Genomic DNA, 21,761 nt, shown 5'->3' with positions numbered 1-21,761 from the left:
CGATGCCGGTGACACCGGGGAATACTCGGTTCCTCCGTGGGTAGGCGCCCTCGGGTCGGGGGGCCGACTGCGACGACGGGACGAGGATGACTTCACTGCGCCACCTCTCGGATCAGGCTGATCTCCCCGGCAGGGTCGTGCTGGTGGCCATGGGGAACGAGGTGATCCGCTGCGGGCTCTGCACGATGCTCGACGATCTCTCCATGGTCGACGAGACCTGCGCGACCGACGACTTCGACCACGGCGTCGAGCTGCTCCGCTCCAGGCGTCCCGACATCCTGGTGCTGCCCACCCCGGGCGAGCAGCACGTGGCCGAGAAGCTGGCGCGGACCGCGGTCGAGCACGACGTGCGGATCCTGCTGCTGCTCCGCGCGGCCAGCGACGGGGCCCTGGTCGAGGCGGCGGCACTGCCGGCCGACGGCTTCCTGCTCGAGAACGACCTGACGCGCGACTCCCTGGGCAGCGCCCTGGCCGACCTCGACAGCGGCCTCATGCCGATGCCCGGCCCGCTGGCGCGCAAGCTGCTGGCCCGGGTCAGGCGCGCCGAGGCCGCCCGGCAGACGGAGGCCGAGCGGCACCCCGGGGCCGACCGCGCCGCCTCGCCGCTGACCTCACGCGAGCGGGAGACCCTCTCCCTCATGGCGGAGGGGCTCAGCAACAAGCAGATCGCCCGCCGCCTCGGCATCTCCGAGCACGGCGCCAAACGGCACGTCGCCAACATCCTGGCCAAGCTCAACTGCTCCAACCGGACGCTCGCGACCGCCGTCGCGCTCAACCGCGGGCTGCTCCCCGACCCGGAGCGGGGACCGCGCGACTGACCGGCGCGCCGGGCAGGCCGCTCAGGCCCCGCAGCGGCGCCCTGGCCTTCAGCAGCATCTCCTCGTACTCCTCGACGGGATCGGAGTCGAGCACGATCGCCCCGCCCGCGCCGACCGTGAGCCTGCCGGAGTGGGCGACCGCGGTCCGTATGACGATGTTGAGGTCCGCGGTGCCGTTGAGCCCGAAGAAGCCGATCGTGCCGGAGTAGAGGCCCCGCGCCCGGCCTTCGAGCCTGTCGATGATCTCCATCGTGCGCAGCTTCGGCGCGCCGGTCATCGACCCGCCGGGGAAGCAGGCGCGTGCGGCCGGCACCGCGCTCATGCCCTCGTGCAGCCGGCCGCGCACGGTGGAGACAAGCTGGTGGACCGTGGTGTAGGACTCCACGGCCATGAAGCGCGGCACGTCCACCGTGCCGATGTCGCAGATCCTGCCGAGATCGTTGCGGAGCAGGTCGACGATCATCAGGTTCTCCGCGCGGGTCTTGTCCGACGACGCGAGCCCGTCCCTGAGCGCCGCGTCGCTGCGCGGCTCGGGATGGCGCGGGGCGGTGCCCTTGATCGGCTTGGACTCCGCGACCCCGTCCCTGCCGACCTTGAGGAAGCGCTCCGGTGACGAGCACAGCACCTCGTGGTCGCCCAGGCGCAGGTAGGCCGCGTACGGGGCGGGGTTGAGGCGGCGCTGGCGCAGGTAGAGCGCGTGCGCCGACCCGTCGAACGGGATCTCCGCCGCGTTGGTCAGGCAGATCTCGTAGCTCTCCCCGGCACGCAGCAGCCGCAGGCACTCCTCGATGTCGGCGAGGTAGTCCGCGCGGGACCGCACGAGCCACGGCTCCGGATCGAACTCCTCCCCGGCCGTCGGCTCCTCCCCAGCAGGCGGCTTCTCCCCGGCCGGCGGCCCCTCCGCCGTCGCGGGAGTCCCGGCCGCCCGCCGGCACGTCTCGGCCGCCTCGGCCACCCAGCGCCTGGCCAGGGCCCCGCTGCGGGGCCCGCCGTCGGTGAGCGCCACCGCCCACGTCTGCCCCGCCTCGTGGTCGACCGCGACGAACCGGGTGGCCGACATCCAGACCGCGTCGGGGAGCGGGGAGACGTGCGGCGAGGCCGCGCCGCAGTCGCGCTTCAGCTCGTAGCCGAAGTGCCCTACGTAGCCGCCGTTCAGGTCGAACGGCAGCGCGGGATCGGCGGGTACGGCGCGCGCCCGCACGCGCTCGTCCAGCACGTCGAAGATCGAGCTGTGGATCGCCGTGCCGATCCCCGAGGCGTCGTGGACCCGGACGCTGCCCGCGCCCGGGCTGCAGGACAGCACCTCCCCGTGGGGGCCGCCCGCGTCACCGAGGAAGGAGAAACGCGCCAGCCCCTGGCCGGTGCGGCTGCTGTCCAGCCAGAAGGCGTACGGCTGCGCACCGAAGAGCTCGGTGAAGGTCTGCTCGGCGTCGGCGGCGCCGGGGACGCGCTCCACCTCCAGCGACCATCGGGGGCCGTGCGCGCGGCGGGTCCCGCCGCGCTCCCGGTGCCGCGCCGGCAGGGCGAGCTCGCGGAAGTTGCGCAGCAGCGCCGGGCCGTACTCCGTCGAGATCGACTCGGGGTGGAACTGCACCCCCCACCACGGCATCGTCCGGTGCCGCAGCCCCATGACGACGGAGTCCCCGGTCCACGCGGTGATCTCCAGGTCGTCCGGGGCGGGGGTGGCCACGCACAGGGAGTGGTAGCGCACGGCGTGGAAGCCCTGCGGCAGGTCGCGGAACAGGTCGCGCCCGCAGTGCCGGATCTCCTCGACGTAGCCGTGGATCGGGGCCGGGGCCGGCACCACGTCGGCGCCCGACAGCCAGCCGAGCGCCTGGTGGCCCAGGCACACCCCCAGCACCGGCAGCCCCGACTCGCGGATCACGTCGAGGCAGGCCCCGATGTCGCGCTCCACCTGCGGCCGCCCGGGACCGGGGGAGATGATCAGCGCGTCGAACCGGTCCAGGCCCATCCGGTGCCAGCCGTCGTCGTCGTTGGCCAGGACGACGGGTTCGACCCCGTAGGTCTCCGCGATGAGCTGGAAGAGGTTGTAGGTGTAGGAGTCGTAGTTGTCGATGATCAGAGTGCGCACGGCGGTTCCCCGGGTCGGTCTGCGGGAGGCGGCGGGCTGCCCGCCGTCATGTGGTCACCAATCCCCGTTGCGGACGGCGAAGCGGCGGAGCTTGCCGGTGTGCGTCCGCGGCAGCGCCCGGCACAGCCGCACGCTGCGCGGGACCTTGAACGGGGCCAGCCGGCTGCGGGCCAGCGCGATCAGCTCCTCCTGCAGCCGCGCCGGATCGGGGTCGGCCACGGCCGGGACCACGAAGGCCCGCAGCTTGCTCGCGCCGCGCTCGTCGGCGACGACGGCGACCACCACCTCGGCGACGGCCGGATGCCCGGCCAGGACCGCCTCCACCTCCACGGGCGACATGGTGATGCCGCCGACCATTTCGAGGTCGTCGCGCCGGCCGCGGTGCACGTAGGCGCCGTCGGGGCGGCGCTCGGCGCGGTCCCCGGTCCGCAGCCAGCCGTCCACCAGCGTCCGGGCGGTCTGCTCGGGCCGGTTGAGGTATCCGCTCATGACGGAGGCGCCGCGGACCCAGAGCTCTCCCACGCCGTCCGCGACGGGCCCGCCGTCGTCGTCGCGGACCTGCAGCTCGTAGCCGGCCAGGGGGCGGCCGATAGTGCCCGCCTCGTCGGAGCGGGAGGTGTTGGAGCAGAACGCGTGCCCCGCCTCGGTCGAGCCGAGCTGGTCGAGGACGGGAGCCGCGAGCAGGTCCCGTGCCCGTGCCGCGAGCGTCTCGTTGAGCGCCTCGCCCGCCGACACCGCGATCCGCACGGAGGCGAAGGAGGCGCCGGCGCACTCGGCGGCGAGGTTGGCGTAGGCGGAGGGCACCGCGTACAGCACAGTGACGCCGTGGCGCTCGACGGCCTCCTCGATCTGCCCGGGGCCGGGCCGGTCGGCGAGCAGGACCGCCGACGAACCGGAGAACAGCGGGAACACCAGCGCGTTGCCCAGGCCGTAGGCGAAGAACAGCTTCGACACCGACAGCGTCACGTCGGCGCGCCGGATGTCCACCACCCCCTGCCCGGCAGCGCGGTGGTAGCGGGCGAGGTCGGCGTGGCGGTGCAGCGCTGCCTTGGGCGCCCCGGTCGTGCCGGAGGTGTACTGCGCGTACAGGGCGGTGGCGCCGGTGACCCGCGTGACCGGGCCGGGGGCCGCCCCGCCGGCGAGCGCGAGCAGGCGGTCGCCGGTGAGGCAGGGCAGGCCGTCGAAGTGGTCGGCCACCTCCTCCCCGGCGACGACGAGGGCGGCCTGGCAGTCCTCGGCCATGAAGGCGTGATCGGCGGCGGTCAGCTCCGGGTTGACCGGCACGACCGTCGCGCCGAGCCGCGCCGCGCCGAGGAAGGCCGCCACCCACGCGATGCCGTCGCCGTGTGCCACCATCACCCGGTCACCCGGCCGCACGCCCAGCCCGACCAGGGCCGAGGTGGTCCGGGCGGCAAGGTCGTGGACCTCTCCGTGGCTCCAGACGCGGTCACCGGTGTGGAAGGCGGGCGCCGCGCCCCAGCCGTTGCGCCGCGCGAGCCCGGCGAGCTCGGCCGCGACGTTCGTCCGGCCGGCCGCCGGGGCGGCCCCGTCACCGCCGACCCGGATGTCGGTCACGAGGCCGTCCCGGCGGACGGCCGGACGCTCAGTCACGCGGCTCACCTCGGTCGGCGGTGTAGGGGGTGATCAGGAAGCGGCCGTTCACGCGGCCGATCGGCCACCACCCGTCCGTCAGCAGGTCGGCGAGCTCGGCGAGCGTGCCGTCCTCGCCCTCCTCACCGTCCCCGTCGGCGAGGGCGCCGGCCACGACCGTTCCGATGAGCCACAGCAGGGCGCCGGAGACCGCGCGGGCCCCGGGGTCGGTCTGGTCGGCCGGGTCGAGCCGGGGGGTCGCGACCAGCATGGCCACGTGCTCAGCCAGTTCGAGCTGCTCCTCGCGGCCCGCGTCGAGCAGCCGCGACCGGGCCGCCGCGCGGCGCCGGTCGAGATCGGCGAGCCAGCCGGGGTCGACCAGGTCCATGGCGGCCGTGGCGGCGGCCCGATCGCGCACGACGGTGAAGCGGGTGGCGGGCCGTGCCGGCGCGGGGGTGGTGAAACCGGGCGCCGTGCTCGGCCGGGTGGCGTCGCAGACGCCGCGCAGGAGCCGCTCGACGCGGTCGCCGCCCGGCCCCAGCTCCGTGGCCAGGCCGGAGGGCGGCGCGCTCAACTCGAAGTGCCGTGCCATCGCACGTCCACTTCCGGGTGATCGAGCTCCAGCTCCTCCTCGAGGAGCGCCCGCGTCCGGCGGACGAACTCCGCGCGGCACTCGTCGTTCGTCATCCGCTTGATGCCCCAGCGGCGGAAGGTCTCGTTGTTCCTGGAGTCGCTGCGGCCGAAGAAGGGGAGCGTCATCGTGATCAGCTCGTGCGCCGCCCGCCGTACCTCGTCGCGTCCGGCGGGATCGGCCGCCAGCTGCCGCGCGGTCGTGGTGCCGAACCCGACGTGGAAGCGCTCCTCCGGCATCAGCGACCGGCAGAGCTTGCGGAGGGGGAGGTAGGAGCAGTGGGCGAGGTCCTCCATCAGGACGACCTCGGCGAGGTCGACGATCGCCTTGGTCATGACGTATTCGGTCCAGGTGGTCACCTCGTATTCGAATACGGAAAGGGGCGACCGCGCGTGCGGGTCCTCCACGCCGAGCTCGGCGGCGAGTTTGTTGAATTTCAGATGGTGCCCGTATTCCTCCATCGCCATTCTGCAGGCCAGCCACTTCTCCCGGGGCGTCGGCGCGAGCGCGATCGACGGCTCGTCGAATATCGCGGCCCCCGCCGCCTCGTTGCGGACATGGCTGTTGAGAATCTTGCCGACCGCGGTGACGTAATCGTCTCCGAGTGCGCGGGCCTCCTCCGGGCCGGAAACCACCTGGTTCGCGAGAACCCCGAGCGTGTTGGACATCTGTCGCCTCCTCTCCAGAGCCGGCCATGCCGAAGCTAGGGCGGTCCGCGGAGAGGGTCAAGTGCCCGATCGGGCACCTCGAAATAGGTGGTGAATTATTTCCGACAGGCCCATGGATGGGGCCGGACGGATATACCGTTCGCATTGTCGCAGGACACGGCGGAGCCTTCCATGAGTTAGGCAAGCCATACTTAATCACATATCGGCTACCCCGTCCGCCCGCTTTCCCCGGCTCAGGTCATTCCGTTGATTGCCTGTTCTCCGAGGCCCGTGTCAGGGTGATTCGCTATGTGGGACATGGCGACGCGGCGACATGATCTGACCGTTCAGGATCGTATTCACAGCCCGGAGGACCTGGAACGCACGCTGGCCGAGGCCACCGGGCGCCCGTGCCGTGTGCTGCAGCCGGTCTCCGGCGGCGGCCTGCTGCTGACGGCCGAGACGGAACGGGATCTCCCGCCCGCTCGGCTGGCCGAGCTCGTCGGCCGGATGCGCGCCGTCGTGGCCGAGGAGCACGAGGTGGTGGCCGAGACCGTCGCGCTCGTCGCCCCCGGGCAGCTCGGCCCGGACACCGGGGACGGGCCAGGACGCGCCGCCCTGCTCAACCGCTACCGCCACGGCGAGATCGAGGTGCTGCGGACCGACTGCCTGTCCCTCGCGCCCCGGCCCGCCGCGGGGGAGTGGGCGGCGGGCACCCCCGGCCGGACGCCCGCCCCGGCAGGCGCCGGGCCGCTGACGGCCGACGCCGTCCGCCTGACCGTCGCCGCCGTGCTCGGCATGGACCCCGCGGAGCTGGGCGACGACGACGACCTGGTCCGCCACGGCCTCGACTCCATCCGCACGATGCAACTGGCCGGCGAGTGGCAGCGCGGGGGCGCGGAGGTCAAGTTCGCCGACCTTTTCGACCAGCCCACACTCGCGGCCTGGTGGGCACTGCTGTCGGCCCGCACGGGCGGGCAGCGGCCGGCGCCGGAGGCGGTGCCGGAGGTGGACGAGAGCGCCCCGTTCAGACTCACCCCTGTGCAGCACGCCTACTGGATCGGCCGCCAGGACCGCCAGGTGCTCGGCGGCGTCGGCTGCCACTTCTACGCCGAGTTCGACGGCGCCGGCGTGGACGCGCCGGCGCTGGAGGAGGCCGTCCACGCGCTGCTGCGGCGGCACGCGCTGCTGCGCACGCGCTTCCTCGACGACGGCACCCAGCAGATCCTCGACCGCAGCCCGTGGCCCGGCCTGACCGTGCACGACCTGCGCGAGCAGCCCGCGGAGGCGGTCGCCGGACGGCTCGCCGCGCTCCGGGAGAGGCTCTCCCACCGCCGCCTGGAGGTGGAGCGCGGCGAGGTGTTCGACCTGTGGCTCACCCTGCTGCCCGGCGGCGCCCACCGGCTGCACGCCGGCTTCGACCTGCTCGTCGCCGACGTGCGCAGCATCCAGATCATCCTTGAGGACCTGGCCGCTCTCTACTCCCGGCCCGATGACCCGCTGCCCCCGCTCACCTACGGATTCCCCACCTACCTCGCCGAGCAGGAGGCCCGGCGCCGGCAGGACCGCCGTACGGACCGGGAGTACTGGCAGGAGCGCCTCGCCGACCTGCCGGCCGGTCCCCGGCTCCCGCTGGCCGTCGAGCCGGAGCGGGTCGAGCGGGTGCGCGTGGTCCGCCGCGACCACTGGATGCCGCCCGAGCTGCGGCAGCGGCTGGCCGAGCGGGCCCGCGGGCACGGCCTGACGCTGCCGATGGTGCTGGCGACGGCGCTCGCCGAGGTGGTGGGCGCGTGGAGCGGCCGGCCCCGCTTCCTGCTCAACCTCCCGCTGTTCGACCGGCAGACGCTCCACCCCGACGTGCCGCGGATGGTCGCCGACTTCACCAACCTGCTCCTGCTCCAGGTCGACCTGTCGGAGGAGATGTCCTTCGCCGACCGGGCCAGGACGCTGCAGAACCGCTTCCAGGCCGACATCGCGCACTCGGCGTACTCGGGGGTGGAGGTGCTCCGAGACCTCAGCCGCGGCCGCCGCGCCGGCCAGGTGACCGCCCCCGTGGTGTTCACCAGCGCCGTCGGGATGGGCGACCTGGTGGGCGCCGACGTCCAGAAGAGCCTCGGGGACCTGGGCTGGATGCTCTCCCAGACGCCCCAGGTGTGGCTGGACCACCAGGTGGTCGAGGTGGCGGGCGGGCTGCTGTTCAACTGGGACGCCGTCGAGGAGCTGTTCCCGGCCGGTGTGCTGGACGGGATGGCCGGAGCCTTCTCCCGCCTGCTCGGCTGGCTGGACGGGGACGGCTGGGACGGGCCCGTCCCTGACCTCCTCCCCCAGGAGCAGCGTGCGGTCCGTGGCCGGGTCAACGACACCCGGGGGCCGGTGCCGCCGGGACTGCTGCATTCGCGTTTCTTCGCCCTGGCCGCGGCGGAGCCGGAGCGGGCCGCGCTGGTCCGGGACGGCGGCGGCCTGTCGTACGGCGAGCTCGCCGGCCGGGCGCTGCGGGTGGCGGCCTCGCTGCGCTCGCGGGGCGTCGGGCCGGGCGACGCCGTGACCGTCTCTCTGCCGAAGGGGGCCGACCAGATCGTCGCCGTGCTCGGCGTGCTGGCGGCCGGCGGCGTCTACGTGCCGGTGGGCGTGGACCAGCCGCGGGTCCGCCGGGAGCGGATCGCCGCGCTGTCGCGGGCGGTGGCCTCCGTCGACGACGTGGCCGCTCTCTGCGGCGCCGACCGGCTGGCGGGGCCGGTGGAGGTGGATCCGGGTGCGCCGGCGTATGTGATCTTCACGTCGGGGTCGACGGGGGAGCCGAAGGGTGTGGAGGTGTCGCATCGGGCGGCGTTGAACACGGTGGTGGATGTGGGTGAGCGGTTCGGGGTGGGGGCCGGTGATCGGGTGCTGGCGCTGTCGGCGCTGGACTTCGATCTGTCGGTGTGGGACGTGTTCGGGCCGCTGTCGGCGGGCGGCGCGCTGGTGCCGGTCGCCGAGGACGAGCGGAAGGACGCGGCCCGCTGGGCGGAGCTGGTGGCGGCGCACGGGGTGACGGTGTGGAACACGGTCCCGGCGCTGCTGGACATGCTGCTGGTCGCGGCCGAGACCACGCCGGGAGCGCTGGACGGCCTGCGGCTGGCGATGGTCTCGGGCGACTGGGTCGGACTGGACCTGTCCGGCCGCCTGGCGGACCAGGCGCCGGGCTGCCGGCTGGTCGCCCTGGGCGGGGCGACGGAGGCGGCCATCTGGTCCAACTTCTCCGACGTGCCGGCGACGGTGCCGGCGCACTGGACGTCGGTCCCCTACGGCAGGCCGCTGACCAACCAGTGTTTCCGTGTGGTGGACGCCAGGGGGCGGGACTGCCCGGACTGGGTGCCGGGTGAGCTGTGGATCGGCGGGGTGGGGGTGGCGCTGGGCTATCGGGGTGATCCGGAGGTTACGGCGGCCAAGTTCGTCGAGCGTGCGGGTGTGCGCTGGTATCGGACCGGTGATCTGGGCCGTTACTGGCCGGACGGCACGCTGGAGTTCCTCGGCCGGGCCGACCACCAGGTGAAGGTGGGCGGCCACCGGATCGAGCTGGGGGAGATCGAGAGCGCGCTGGCGGCGCACCCCGATGTGGGCCACGCGGTGGTCACCACGGTGGGCGGTGCGGCCCGCCGGCTGGCGGCGCTGGTGACGGCGCCCGGCGGCACCGTCCCGGCGGGGCTGCGCGACTGGCTCGCCGGACGCCTGCCGCCGTACATGATCCCCGAACGGTTCGCGGCACTGCCGGACCTGCCGCTCAGCGCCAACGGCAAGGTCGACCGGGAGGCCGTACGGGGCATCCTCGACGGGGAGCTCGCCGGGCGCGCCGAGCCGGCCGTGCCGCCGCGCGGCGCGACCGAGACGGCCGTGGCGGAGATCTGGGCCGAGCTGCTCGGACTGCCCGCCGTGGGCCGGGACCAGAACTTCTTCACCCTCGGCGGGGACAGCCTGCTCGCGACGCGGCTGATGACCAGGTTGCGCGCGGCGGGCATCGGCGGCGCGGAGCTCTCCCGGCTGTTCGAGACACCGGTCCTCGCCGACTTTGCGGCCACCCTCGACCTCGGCGGCCCCGCGCCCGCGCAGCGGAGGCTGACACCCGACCCCGCGCACCGGCACGACCCGTTCCCGCCGACCGACGTGCAGCGCGCCTACTGGGTAGGGCGGACCGACGACTTCGCGCTGGGCGGCGTGGGCTGCCACTTCTACACCGAATACGACGTCACCGGGGTCGACCTCGCCCGGCTGGAGGAGGCGTGGAACCTGCTCATCCGGCGCCACGAGATGCTGCGCGCCGAGTTCCTCCCCGACGGCCGCCAGCGCATCCTGCCCGAGGTGCCGAGATTCCGCATCCCGGTCACCGACGTGCCCGGCGCCGACGGCGACCGGGCCGACCAGGCCCTGGCGGAGCTGCGGGAGGCCATGTCGCACCAGCTCATCGACGCGACCCGGTGGCCCCTGTTCGACGTGCGGGCCGTGCGTTACGCCGGGGACCGCACCCGCATCGGGATCAGCTTCGACAACATCATCCTCGACGCGCTGAGCTCGATGACCGTGCTGCGGGAGCTGGAGGCTCTCTACGCCGACCCCGGCGCCGAGCTACCCCCGGTCGACATGTCCTTCCGCGACTACGTGCTCGGCGTCCGGCCCGACCCCGCCTCACTTGAGAAGGCGCAGGCGTACTGGTCCGACCGGGTGGCCGAGCTGCCCCCCGCCCCCCAGCTCCCGCTGGCCGCCGACCCCTCGCGGATCGGCCGTCCCCGCTTCGTGCGGCGCCAGGCCCGTCTGTCGCCCGAGCGGTGGCGGGCCGTCAAGGAGACCGCCAGGAAGCACGCGCTCACCCCCTCCACCGTGCTCGCCACCGCCTTCGCCGAGGTGCTGGGGGCGTGGAGCGCGAGGCAGGACCTGACGATCAACCTCACCCTCTTCGACCGCAGGGAGGTCCACCCCGACATCGGCAACGTCCTGGGCGACTTCACCTCCCTGCTGCTCGTCGCCTACCGGCCCGCCGCCGGGGAGACCTGGCTCGACAGCGCCCGGCGCCTGCAGCGGCAGGTGGTCGCCGACCTGGAGCACAGCGACGCCTCGGCCATCTGGGTCATGCGGGAGCTGGCCAGGCGCACCGGTTCCACCGAGGTCTCCATGCCGGTGGTGTTCACCAGCACGCTCGGGGTGACGGGCGACGATCCGTGGAACGCCGGCGCGCGACTGTTCGCCGAGCCCGTCTGGGGCGTCTCCCAGACGCCCCAGGTGTGGCTGGACCACCAGGTGGTGGAGTCGGCGGGCGGGCTGCTGTTCAACTGGGACGCCGTCGAGGAGCTGTTCCCGGCGGGCGTGCTGGACGGGATGTTCGGCGCCTTCGCCGAGATGCTGGAGTGGCTGGCCGGGGGCGCCTGGGACGCGGTGGCGCCCTGCGCGGTGCCGGCGGGTCAGCTCGTGGTCCGCGCCGAGGCGAACGGCACGGCGGGGCCGGTGCCCGAGGGCGCCCTGCATTCGCGTTTCTTCGCCCTGGCCGCCGCGGAGCCGGAGCGGGCCGCGCTGGTCCGGGACGGCGGCGGCCTGTCGTACGGCGAGCTCGCCGGCCGGGCGCTGCGGGTGGCGGGATGGCTGCGCTCGCGGGGCGTCGGGCCGGGCGACACGGTCGCGGTGACGGTGCCGCGGGGCACGGACCAGTACGTGGCGGCGCTGGGCGTGCTGGCCGCGGGGGCGGCCTACGTCCCGGTGGGCGTGGACCAGCCCCCGATCCGCCGGGACCGGATCTACCGGCGGGCCGGCGTGCGGCTGGCGCTGACGGGCGACTCCGGGATCTCCCCGGGCGACTCCGGGATCTCCCCGGACGGCGTGGAGCACGCGCCGGTGGCGGCGGCGGTGACCGACGGGGCTCCCCTGGCGGGGCCGGTGGAGGTGGATCCGGGTGCGCCGGCGTATGTGATCTTCACGTCGGGGTCGACGGGGGAGCCGAAGGGTGTGGAGGTGTCGCATCGGGCGGCGTTGAACACGGTGGTGGATGTGGGTGAGCGGTTCGGGGTGGGGGCCGGTGATCGGGTGCTGGCGCTGTCGGCGCTGGACTTCGACCTGTCGGTGTGGGACGTGTTCGGGCCGCTGTCGGCGGGCGGCGCGCTGGTGCTGGTGGAGGAGGAGGACAGGCGGGAGGCGCACCGCTGGGCGGAGCTGGTGGCGGCGCACGGGGTGACGGTGTGGAACACGGTCCCGGCGCTGCTGGACATGCTGCTGGTCGCGGTGCCCGAGGGGCTGCCGCCGGGTCTGCGGCTGGCGATGGTCTCGGGCGACTGGGTCGGACTGGACCTGCCGGGCAGGCTGGCCGCGGCGGCGCCGGGCTGCCGGCTGGTCGCCCTGGGCGGGGCGACGGAGGCGGCCATCTGGTCCAACGCCTTCGAGGTCACCGAGGTGGATCCACACTGGCGGTCGATCCCCTACGGGTTCCCGCTGCGGAACCAGTGTTTCCGTGTGGTGGACGCCAGGGGGCGGGACTGCCCGGACTGGGTGCCGGGTGAGCTGTGGATCGGCGGGGTGGGGGTGGCGCTGGGCTATCGGGGTGATCCGGAGGTCACGGCGGCCAAGTTCGTCGAGCGTGCGGGTGTGCGCTGGTATCGGACCGGTGATCTGGGCCGTTACTGGCCGGACGGCACGCTGGAGTTCCTCGGCCGGGCCGACCACCAGGTGAAGGTGGGCGGCCACCGGATCGAGCTGGGGGAGGTGGAGAGCGCGCTGGCGGCGCACCCGGGCGTGGAGCACGCGGTGGTGACCGCGGCCGGGCACCCCACCCGCCGGCTGGCCGCGCTGGTGGTGGCCGCCGCCGGCACCGGCCCGCAGGAGCTGCGCGACTGGCTCGCCGGACGCCTGCCGCCCTACGCCGTGCCGCCCACCATCACGATGCTCGACCGCCTGCCCCTCAACGCCAACGGCAAGGTGGACCGCGGGGCGCTGGCGGAGCTCGCCGGACGGGACGGGCAGGGGAGCGGCGAGGACGCGCCGCCGTCCGGCCCCGTCGAGGAGGCGCTGAGCCGGATCTGGTGCGGGCTGCTCGGCCTGGACCGGGCCGGCAGGCACCAGAGCTTCGTGGCCCTCGGCGGCGACAGCATCCTGGCGGCCCGCCTCGCCGAGGAGATCCGGGCCGGGTTCGGCGCCGAGCTGGCCCTGCGAGAGATCTTCGCGGGCCCGACCGTCGCCGAACAGGCGGCCCTGATCGAGCAGCGGACCGAGACCGAGACAGCGGCCTTCGAGGAGGGCGACATATGACCGAGCGGACCGAGCGCATCGACGGAGACGGCGCCGCGGCCGGGCGGCCGGAGGAGCCTGTACGGGTGGAGGAACCGGCGCGGGCGGAGGAGACCGCGCGGGCCGGAGAGGGCGCGCGGCCGCAGGAGCCGGGCGGGACCGGGGCGGGGCGGGGCGTGAGCGCCGGACGGCTCGTCGCGGAGCTCGAACGCCAGGGGGTCCGGCTCTGGGAGGAGTCCGGGCGGCTCCGCTTCCGGGCGCCGCAGGGCGTGATGACCGATGAGCGGCGGGCACTGCTGTCGGCCCACAGGGGCGCCCTGCTCGACCACCTGCGCCGGCCCGGCCCGGAGCTGACCCCCGCACCGGGGGAGCGGCACGAGCCGTTCCCGCTGACCGACGTCCAGGCCGCCTACGTCCTCGGCCGCAGGGACGCCTTCGACTACGGGGGCACGGCCTGCCAGGTCTACGCCGAGCTGGCCTTCCCCGACCTGGACCCGCCCCGGCTGGAGGCCGCCTGGCGCGCCCTGGTCCGCCGCCACGACATGCTGCGGGCGGTCGTCCACGTCGACGGCTACCAGCAGGTTTCGGCCGAGGTCCCGGACTACCGGATCGAGGTGACGGACCTGCGCGGCGAGCCCGCCGGACGGGTGAGCGCGCACGTCGACGGGGTCCGCGCCGAGATGGACCACCGGGTCTACGACGCCGGCGCCTGGCCGCTGTTCGAGCTGCGCGTCACGCGTGCCGACGGGCGGGCGCTGCTGCACGTCTCGATCGACTTCCTGATCGCCGACTACCTGAGCATCCAACTGCTGCTGACCGAGCTCAAACGGCTCTACCTCGATCCGGAACACGTCCTGCCGCCTCTGGAGATCGGCTTCCGCGACTACCTGCTCGCGGCCCGCCGGCTGCGCGACGGCGCCGCCTACGAGCGCGACCGCGACTACTGGGAAGGGCGCGTCGAAGAGCTGCCGGGGCCGCCCGAGCTGCCGGTCCGCGACAACGCCGCCGCCGGGGCCGGCCGGAGCTTCACCCGCCACCGGATGATCCTCGACGCCGGGGAGTGGGACCGGTTCCGGAGCAGGTCGGGCGCCCACGGCGTGACCCCGTCCACGGCGGTGCTGGCCGCCTACGCCGAGGTGGTGGCCAGGTGGAGCCGGCGTCCCCGGTTCTCGCTGAACCTGACCCTCCTCAACCGGCAGCCGCTCCATCCCCAGGTGGGAGGGCTGGTCGGCGACTTCACGACGGTCAGCCTGCTGGCCGTCGACGGCGGTTCGGACGCGACGTTCCACGGGCGGGCCCGCGCGCTGCAGGAGCGGCTCTGGGAGGACCTCGACCACCGGCTCTACTCCGGGGTGGAGGTCATGCGGGAGATCGCCCGCCGCCGGGGCCGGGGCGCCGCGCTGATGCCGGCCGTCTTCACCAGCACGATCGGGCTCAGCGACGAGGCGTCGGGCCACGAGGGCATGCGCGGCCTGGCCGAGGTGGTGTACGGCAGGAGCCAGACGCCGCAGGTGTGGATCGACTGCCAGGCGGTGGTCGAGGGCGGCGAGCTGGAGGTCAGGTGGGACGTGCGGGACGGGGTGTTCCCCGCCGGCGTCGTCGAGGACGCCTTCGGCGCGCTGGAGGGGCTGCTGCGCGCCCTGGCCGCCTCGGACGGGCCGTGGGAGAGCGCCTGCCCGATCGGGCTGCCCGCCGTACAGGCCGACCGGCGCGAGCGGGTGAACGCGACCGCCGCCCCGTCGCCGCGCGGGCCGCTGCACGGGGAGGTCGTCGCCCGGGCGCGCCGCGCGCCCGGCAGGGCGGCCGTCGTGACGGACGGGCGGACCCTCACCTACGGCGAGCTGCTGGCCAGGGCGGCGGGCGTGGCCCGGACGCTGAAGACCCGGGGGTTCGCGCCGGGCGACCTGGCCGCGGTCATGATGGACAAGGGCTGGGAGCAGGTCGTCGCCGTGCTCGGCACGCTCCTGGCCGGCGGCGCCTACCTGCCGGTCGACACCGGCCAGCCGCCCGCCAGGCGCGCGCGGATCCTCGCCGACGCCGGCGTCCGGCACGTGCTCACCCAGTCATGGGTCCGCGACCGCCCGGAGGGGGCCCGGCTCGTCGACGTCGACCTCCTCCCGCCGTCGGAGCTCCCGCCCCCGGAGCCGGAGACGGACCCGGGCGACCTGGCCTACGTGATCTACACCTCGGGCTCGACCGGCGACCCCAAGGGAGTGATGATCTCCCACCAGGCGGCCCTCAACACCGTGGCCGACGTCAACCGGCGCTACGCGGTGACGGAGGAGGACCGCGTCCTCGGCCTGGCGGGGCTGGGCTTCGACCTGTCGGTCTACGACATCTTCGGCCCCCTCTCCCTGGGCGGCGCCCTCGTGCTGCCCGACGCCGCGGGCCGCGGCGACCCCGCGCACTGGGCCCGGTTGATCGCCGAGCACGGCGTCACGGTCTGGAACTCCGTGCCCGCGCAGCTGCAGATGCTCGACCACTACCTGGGCTCCCAGCCGGAGATCGACCTGCCGTCACTGCGGCTGGCGATGCTCAGCGGCGACTGGATCCCCGTCGCGCTGCCCGACCGCGTCCGGGGACGCCTGCCGGGCCTGGAGCTGGTCAGCCTCGGCGGCGCCACCGAGGCGGCGATCTGGTCGATCCACCACCCGATCGGCGAGGTCCGGGACGGCTGGCGGAGCATCCCGTACGGCACGCCGCTGGCCAACCAGACCTTCCACGTCCTCGACGAGGCCCTGCGCCCCTGCCCCGACTGGGTGCCCGGCGAGCTGTACATCGGCGGCGCGGGCCTGGCGCTGGGCTATCTCGGCGACGAGGAGAAGACCGCCCAGCGTTTCATCCGCCATCCCGCCACCGGCGAGCGCCTCTACCGCACCGGCGACCTGGGCCGCTACCACGGCGACGGCACGATCGAATTCCTCGGCCGGGCGGACCGGCAGGTCAAGATCCGCGGGCACCGCATCGAGCCGGCCGAGGTGGAGGCGGCGATCCAGTCCCACCCGTCGGTCGCGGCGGCCCACGTCCTGGTCGACGGCACCGGCATGGAGCGCAGGCTGGCCGCCTTCGCCGAGCCGGTACGGCGGGCCGCCGCCGGCGACGACCCGGCCGCTGAGCTGGCCGCCGCGGCCGCCGCGGCGGCCGACCCGCACACCGCCCACATCGACCGCGCCGAGCTCATGGAGTTCATCGGCAGGCTCGACCGGGCCGCGGTGCTCGGCATGCTGTGGGCGCTGCGGCGGCAGGGCCTGTTCGGCTCCACCGCGGAGACGGTGACCACCGAGGAGGTCCTGACCGCGACCGGGGCGGCGCCCCGCCACCACCGGCTCGTCCGGCGGTGGCTGCGGGTCCTGGAGCGCGAGGGCCTGGTCGAGGACGACGGCGACGGCCTGCGCGCCCTGCGGGTGATCGAGGCCGGCGACCTGGCACGGGCCTGGCAGGCGGTGGCCGAGCTCCAGCGCGAGGACAGCTACAAGGCCGTGCTCATCGACTACTTCAAGGACAGCACCGAGCGCCTGCCCGAGCTGCTCCGCGACGAGCTGGACCCGCTGCCCCTGCTGTTCCCCGAAGGCCGGCTGGAGATCTCCGAGGCGGCCTACCGGGAGAACATCATCAGCCGCTACGTCAACCACGCCGCCATCGAGGTGCTCCGCGGGATCGCCGCCCGGCACGACGGTCCCCTGCGCGTCATGGAGGTCGGCGCGGGCGTCGGCGGCACCAGCGCCCAGATGATCCCCGCACTGGCCGAGTTCGACGTCGACTACCTGTTCACCGACGTCTCGCCGTTCTTCCTCAACGAGGCCCGCGGGCGGTTCGGCGACCGGCCCTGGGTGCGCTACGGGCTGTTCGACCTCAACGAGGACTACCGCGAGCAGGGCTACGCCCCCAACGACCGCGACGTCATCCTGTGCGCGAACGTGCTGCACAACTCCCGGCACGCGGGCCGGGTGCTGGCCCGGCTCCGCGAGATGCTGCGGCCGGGCGGCTGGCTGGTCTTCATCGAGACCACCAAGGACAGCTACCAGATCATGACCTCGATGGAGTTCATGATGCCGGACAAGGACCCGCGCAAGTGGGACTACGAGGACCTGCGCAGGGGACGCGACCGGACCTTCCTGGACCGCGGGGAGTGGCTGGGGCTCCTCGCCGAGGCCGGCGCCGACACCACCCTGTGCCTGCCGGGGCCGGACGACGTCACCGGCCCCCTCGGCCAGAACGTCTTCGCCGCCCGGTTCAAGAGCGACCGGGCCCCGCTCGGCGTGGCCGGCCTCACCGGGCACCTGGCCGACCGGCTGCCCGAACACATGATCCCCAGCCACACGCAGGTCGTGGACGCCCTGCCGCTCACCGCGAACGGCAAGGTCGACCACGCGACGCTGCGCTCCTGGCTGCCCCGCGCGGCGTCCGGGCGCGCCACGGCGGGCGGCGGCCCCCGCGACGACCTCGAACGGCGGCTCGCGGCGGTGTGGGCGGAGGTCCTGGGCCTGGCCGAGGTCAACCGGGAGGAGGACTTCTTCGAGCTCGGCGGGGACTCGCTGGTCGTCGCGAAGCTGGCGGCCCGCCTGCGCGAGGAGGTGACAGAGACCCGGGAGCTGTTCTGGGACGACCTGGTCCGCCAGATCCTGCACCGGCCCACCGTGGCGGCGCTGGCCGAGCACGTCCGGCGGGCGCACGCCGAGGAGGATCCCGGCGCCCGCGGCGAGACCTCCCCTCTGATCCCGCTCGGCGGCGCGGAGGACGGGGGCGACGGCGCCCTGCGCGTGCTCGTCCACGAGGGCAGCGGCACCCTGGCGCCCTACCGCGCGCTGGCCCGGCTGCTGGCCGCCAAGGGCGGGCCGCTGGCCGGCCTGGCGATCACCGAGGTCGAGCGGTATCTCGCCGAGGAGCCCGAGGGCCTGATCGACCGGCGCGCCGCCCGGTACGCCAGGTCACTGCTCGGCACCGGCTCCACCCGCTTCCACGTCGTGGGCTACTGCATGGGCGGCCTCCTGGCCACCGAGGTCGCCCGCCACCTCACCGAGGCGGGCGCCGCCGTGGAGAGCCTCACCGTGATCAGCAGCTACACCCTGCCGCGGATCATCGAGGACGAGCTGGTCGTCGAGTACGTCTTCGCCCGCGTGATGGGGATCGACCCCGCCGACGCCGGCTACCCGGGCGACGAGGCCGCCATGTCACGGGTGTTCGAGTCCCTGCTCGGCCAGGACCCCGACCGCGTGCCCGCCGGCCTCGTGACCGGGCTCACCGGGGACCCGGGCCTGGAGTCGGCCGCCGCCGCCTTCCGGCGGCTCGCCGGGCGCCCCCAGCGGGAGCGGCTGGCCGCGATCGGCCGCGCCGCCGCCGCGACCCGGTCCGACCCCGAGGTCGAGCGGCATGTGAGCTCCCTGTTCCGGGTGGTACGGCACAGCCTCCTCGCGGTCGGCACGCACACCCCGGAGCCGTACGCCGGGGACATCACCTTCCTGCGGCAGCTCGGCGACACCCGCTTCCTGCCGTGGCTGCGCGACGACATGACCGGTCTCTGGCGCGAGCTGTGCCTGGGCGACCTGGAGGTGGTCGACATCCCCGGCGACCACTTCACCTGCCTGCAGCCGCCCAACGTCGACGAGGTGGCGAGCTTCCTGTCCACGGCCCGGGCGGCGCGGTGAACGGCGACCGCGGGGCACCCGTCGTCGGAGTCCTCGGCTGCTACGGGGCCGTGGGCGGGGCGGTCGTGCGCCGCCTCCGGGGAGCCGGGGCGGACCCGCTGCGCCTGGGCGGCAGGGACCTCGACCGGGTCCGCGCGCTCGCCGCGGCCCGGGCCGGGGCGGACGCGGCCGTCGCCGTCGACATCCGCGACGCCGCGGCGCTCGCCGCGTTCTGCGAGGGCTGCCACGTGGTGGTCAACTGCGCGGGACCGTCCAACCGGGTCCTCGACACCGCGGCCCGCGCCGCGCTGGCCGCCGGCGCCCACTACGTCGACGTCGCCGGCGACGCGGCCGTGCTCGACCGTCTGGCGGCGGCCTCCGCGGCGGGCTCCGCGGCCCGCCCGGGCCGGGATCCGGCGGGGCGGGAGCGCGGAGGGTGGGAGCGCGCCGGGCAGGTCGTCATCCTCTCGGCGGGGATGATGCCCGGGCTGTCGGCCCTGCTGCCGAGGCATCTCGCCGGGCAGGGGTTCGACCGGGTCGACCGCCTGACCGCCCACGTGGGCGGCGTCGACAGGTTCACCCCGGCCGCCGCGCTCGACTACGTGGCCTCGCTGTCCGGCGGGTACGCGACGCCGCTGGCGGTCTGGCGGGGGCACCAGGTGATCCCCGGCGCGTCCAGACCCCGCCACGGGGTCGAGGTGCCGCACTTCCCCGGCCGGGTCAACGTCTACCCCTACCTCAGCGCGGAGGCCGAACGGCTGGCCCGCTCGCTCGGCATCGCCGAGGTCGAGTGGTCGAGCGTCTTCGACGGGGAGCTGACGCTCGCCGCGCTGGCCCGCCTGCCCGAGCTGGACCCGGACGCCGCGGCCGACGAGCTGGTGCGGGCCTCACACCTGGAGTCCCTCGGGCGCACGCCGTACTTCCAGATGGTCTTCGAGATGGCGGGGGAGACGGGAGGCCGGCCGGTCACCCGGACGCTCCTCGCGCGGGCCGCCGACAGCTACGAGCTGAGCGCGGCGGCCGCCGTGCCGGCGGTCGGGGCGGTCCTGCGGGGACTCGTCCGCCCGGGACTGCACGAGGCGGCCGACGTGCTCGACGCCGGCGCCGTCTTCCAGGCCCTCCTCGACGACCCGGCGGTCACCCGGCTGGAGATCGTCGACGGCGCGGCGCGGGCCGCCGAGATGGAGGAGGGAGTCCTGTGAGCGGACGGCCACGCGTCATCGTCTGCGGCACCGGCTTCGGACGGGTGCACCTGGCGGCACTGGCCAGGCCCGGCGTGCCGTTCGAGCTGGCGGGGGTGCTGGCCAGGGGAGGCGAGCGCTCGCGGCGCTGCGCGCGGCAGGCCGGGGTCCCGCTGTACACGCGGGTGGCGGAGGTGCCGGACGGCGTCGACCTCGCCTGCGTGGTGCTCCTGGGCGAGGTCAACGGCGGCCCGGGCAGCGCGGTCGCGGCCCAGTTCATGTCCCGCGGCGTGCACGTGCTGCAGGAGGGCCCCCTGCTCCACGACGAACTCGCCGCCTCGCTGCGCGCGGCCCGCCGGGAGGGCGTCTTCTACCAGGTCAACACGCACTACACCCACCTGCCGCCGGTACGCAGGTTCACGGCCGCCGCGCGGGTGCTGCTGGCCCGCCAGCGCCCCCTGTTCGTCGACGCCGTCTGCGGCGTCCAGGTCTCGTACAACCTCTTCGACATCCTCGGCCGGACCCTGGGCGGGCTGCGGCCGTGGCGGTTCGCCGACCCTCCGGCCGTGCCGGAGGAGATCCGCCGGCTGTCCGACGTCGAGCCGCCCTTCCGTACCCTCACCGGAGTCCTGGCCGGGGTGCCGCTCACCCTGCGGGTGCAGAACCAGCTGAACCCGGCCGACCCCGACAACCACGCGCACTTCCTGCACCGGATCACCCTGGGGACGGAGGGGGGGACGCTCACGCTGGCCAACACCCACGGGCCGGTGCTGTGGTCCCCCCGCCCGCACCTGCCCGCGCAGGCCAGGCTGCTCGCCACGCTGGACGGCGCGGCCGACGAGCACCTCGACTTCCCCAGCAGCGCGCCGATCGGGCCGGCGCGGGCGCCCAGCTACCGCGAGATCCTCGGCGACATGTGGCCGGCGGGGGTCGAGCGGGCCCTGCGCGCCACCTGGGAGGCGCAGCGCGAGGGGGTCGATCCGCTCCGTGACGGCCAGTACCACCTCTCGGTCTGCAAGGTGTGGCAGGCGATGGCGGGGGCACTGGGATTCCCCGAACGCCTGCTGGGCCCGGCGCCCCGCCCGATCTCCGCCGACGAGCTGATCTCCGCCATGAGATCGCAGCACGAGGAGCTGCTCACATGACGATCATGACCACCGAGATGCGCGACCGGTGGCTGCGGTGCCAGCGCGCCGATCCCGCGCCGAGACTGCGGCTGGTGTGCTTCCCGCACGCGGGCGGCGCGGCCGGCTTCTTCCGGACCTGGGCGGGGCGGCTGCCGTACGGCGTCGAGCTGTACGCGGTGCAGTATCCCGGCCGCCAGGACCGCATCGGGGAGGAGCCCGCCGCGGACATGGACGGGCTGGCCGGCCCGGTCGCGGCGGCGCTGGAGGAGCTGCCGGACGTGCCGATCGCGCTGTTCGGCCACAGCATGGGCGCGGCGGTGGCGCACGAGGTGGCACGGCGGCTCGAAGAGCGCGGGAGGGGTCCCTTGGCCGGCCTCGTCGTCTCCGGACGGCCCGCGCCGGACCGCCTCAGGGCCGCCGGGGTGCACCTCGGCGGTGACGCGGCCCTTTTGGCCGACCTGCGCAGGCTCGGCGGGACGAGCGAGGAGACGCTCGCCGACCCCGCGCTGCGCGCGCTCGTCCTGCCCACGCTCCGCGCCGACTACCGGCTGGTCGAGACCTACGAGCCGCGGCCCGGCGCGCCGATCCGGACGCCGATCTGCGCCTGCCTCGGAGACGCCGACCCCGAGGTCGACGTGGACGAGGCGGCGGCGTGGGCCGACCAGACGGCCGGAGCCTTCGGGCTGCGCGCCTTCCCCGGGGACCACTTCTATCTGGTCGCCCACGAGGGCGAGCTGGTCAGGGAGGTGCTGCGCCACTGCCGCCTGTCCGACCCGTGGCCGTCGGCCCCGTGACACGTCATGACCCGTGAC

Annotated in this window: 10 protein-coding genes; 6 read left to right on the top strand and 4 right to left on the bottom strand. The window is 74.7% G+C overall.

Features of this window, described 5'->3' with window-relative positions:
* The first annotated feature begins 86 nt into the window (after positions 1 to 86).
* Complete coding sequence (locus ACZ6R6_RS31990) at positions 87 to 818, top strand: response regulator transcription factor (RefSeq protein ID WP_470099640.1); 732 nt, start codon at positions 87 to 89, stop codon at positions 816 to 818.
* Here ACZ6R6_RS31990 and pabB read toward each other — a convergent pair.
* The 4 genes from pabB to ACZ6R6_RS31970 are packed head-to-tail and all read right to left on the bottom strand — an operon-like array spanning position 772 to position 5,799.
* Positions 772 to 2,910 (bottom strand): aminodeoxychorismate synthase component I, encoded by a 2,139-nt coding sequence (gene pabB / locus ACZ6R6_RS31985; RefSeq protein WP_470099638.1) that lies wholly within the window; start codon positions 2,908 to 2,910, stop codon positions 772 to 774. The genes ACZ6R6_RS31990 and pabB overlap by 47 nt on opposite strands.
* A 54-nt stretch (positions 2,911 to 2,964) precedes the next feature.
* Positions 2,965 to 4,521, bottom strand: a complete 1,557-nt coding sequence (locus tag ACZ6R6_RS31980) for an AMP-binding protein (protein WP_470099636.1) — start codon at positions 4,519 to 4,521, stop codon at positions 2,965 to 2,967.
* A complete protein-coding gene (locus tag ACZ6R6_RS31975) occupies positions 4,514 to 5,092 on the bottom strand; it encodes a hypothetical protein (protein WP_470099634.1) in 579 nt (192 codons plus the stop codon). Before ACZ6R6_RS31975 ends, ACZ6R6_RS31980 begins: the two co-directional genes overlap by 8 nt.
* Positions 5,071 to 5,799, bottom strand: a complete 729-nt coding sequence (locus ACZ6R6_RS31970) for a Phenylacetic acid catabolic protein (protein ID WP_306875121.1) — start codon at positions 5,797 to 5,799, stop codon at positions 5,071 to 5,073. Before ACZ6R6_RS31970 ends, ACZ6R6_RS31975 begins: the two co-directional genes overlap by 22 nt.
* Positions 5,800 to 6,096: 297 nt before the next feature.
* On the opposite strand from ACZ6R6_RS31970, the gene ACZ6R6_RS31965 reads away from it, so the two are divergent.
* The 5 genes from ACZ6R6_RS31965 to ACZ6R6_RS31945 are packed head-to-tail and all read left to right on the top strand — an operon-like array spanning position 6,097 to position 21,743.
* A complete protein-coding gene (locus ACZ6R6_RS31965; protein ID WP_470099632.1) occupies positions 6,097 to 13,038 on the top strand; it encodes an amino acid adenylation domain-containing protein in 6,942 nt (2,313 codons plus the stop codon).
* Entirely contained in the window at positions 13,035 to 18,662 is a 5,628-nt protein-coding gene (locus tag ACZ6R6_RS31960) for an amino acid adenylation domain-containing protein (RefSeq protein WP_470099630.1), read from the top strand. The genes ACZ6R6_RS31965 and ACZ6R6_RS31960 overlap by 4 nt, the downstream gene beginning before the upstream one ends.
* Positions 18,659 to 19,843, top strand: coding sequence for a saccharopine dehydrogenase NADP-binding domain-containing protein (locus ACZ6R6_RS31955; RefSeq protein WP_470099628.1), 1,185 nt, complete (start codon positions 18,659 to 18,661; stop codon positions 19,841 to 19,843). Before ACZ6R6_RS31960 ends, ACZ6R6_RS31955 begins: the two co-directional genes overlap by 4 nt.
* A complete protein-coding gene (locus ACZ6R6_RS31950; protein ID WP_470099626.1) occupies positions 19,840 to 20,967 on the top strand; it encodes a Gfo/Idh/MocA family oxidoreductase in 1,128 nt (375 codons plus the stop codon). Before ACZ6R6_RS31955 ends, ACZ6R6_RS31950 begins: the two co-directional genes overlap by 4 nt.
* Positions 20,964 to 21,743 (top strand): thioesterase II family protein, encoded by a 780-nt coding sequence (locus ACZ6R6_RS31945; RefSeq protein WP_306875113.1) that lies wholly within the window; start codon positions 20,964 to 20,966, stop codon positions 21,741 to 21,743. The genes ACZ6R6_RS31950 and ACZ6R6_RS31945 overlap by 4 nt, the downstream gene beginning before the upstream one ends.
* Positions 21,744 to 21,761: the final 18 nt, after the last annotated feature.

The organism is Streptosporangium sp. NPDC048886, assembly GCF_055586905.1.
This window is presented reverse-complemented; position numbering and strand designations above follow the sequence as displayed.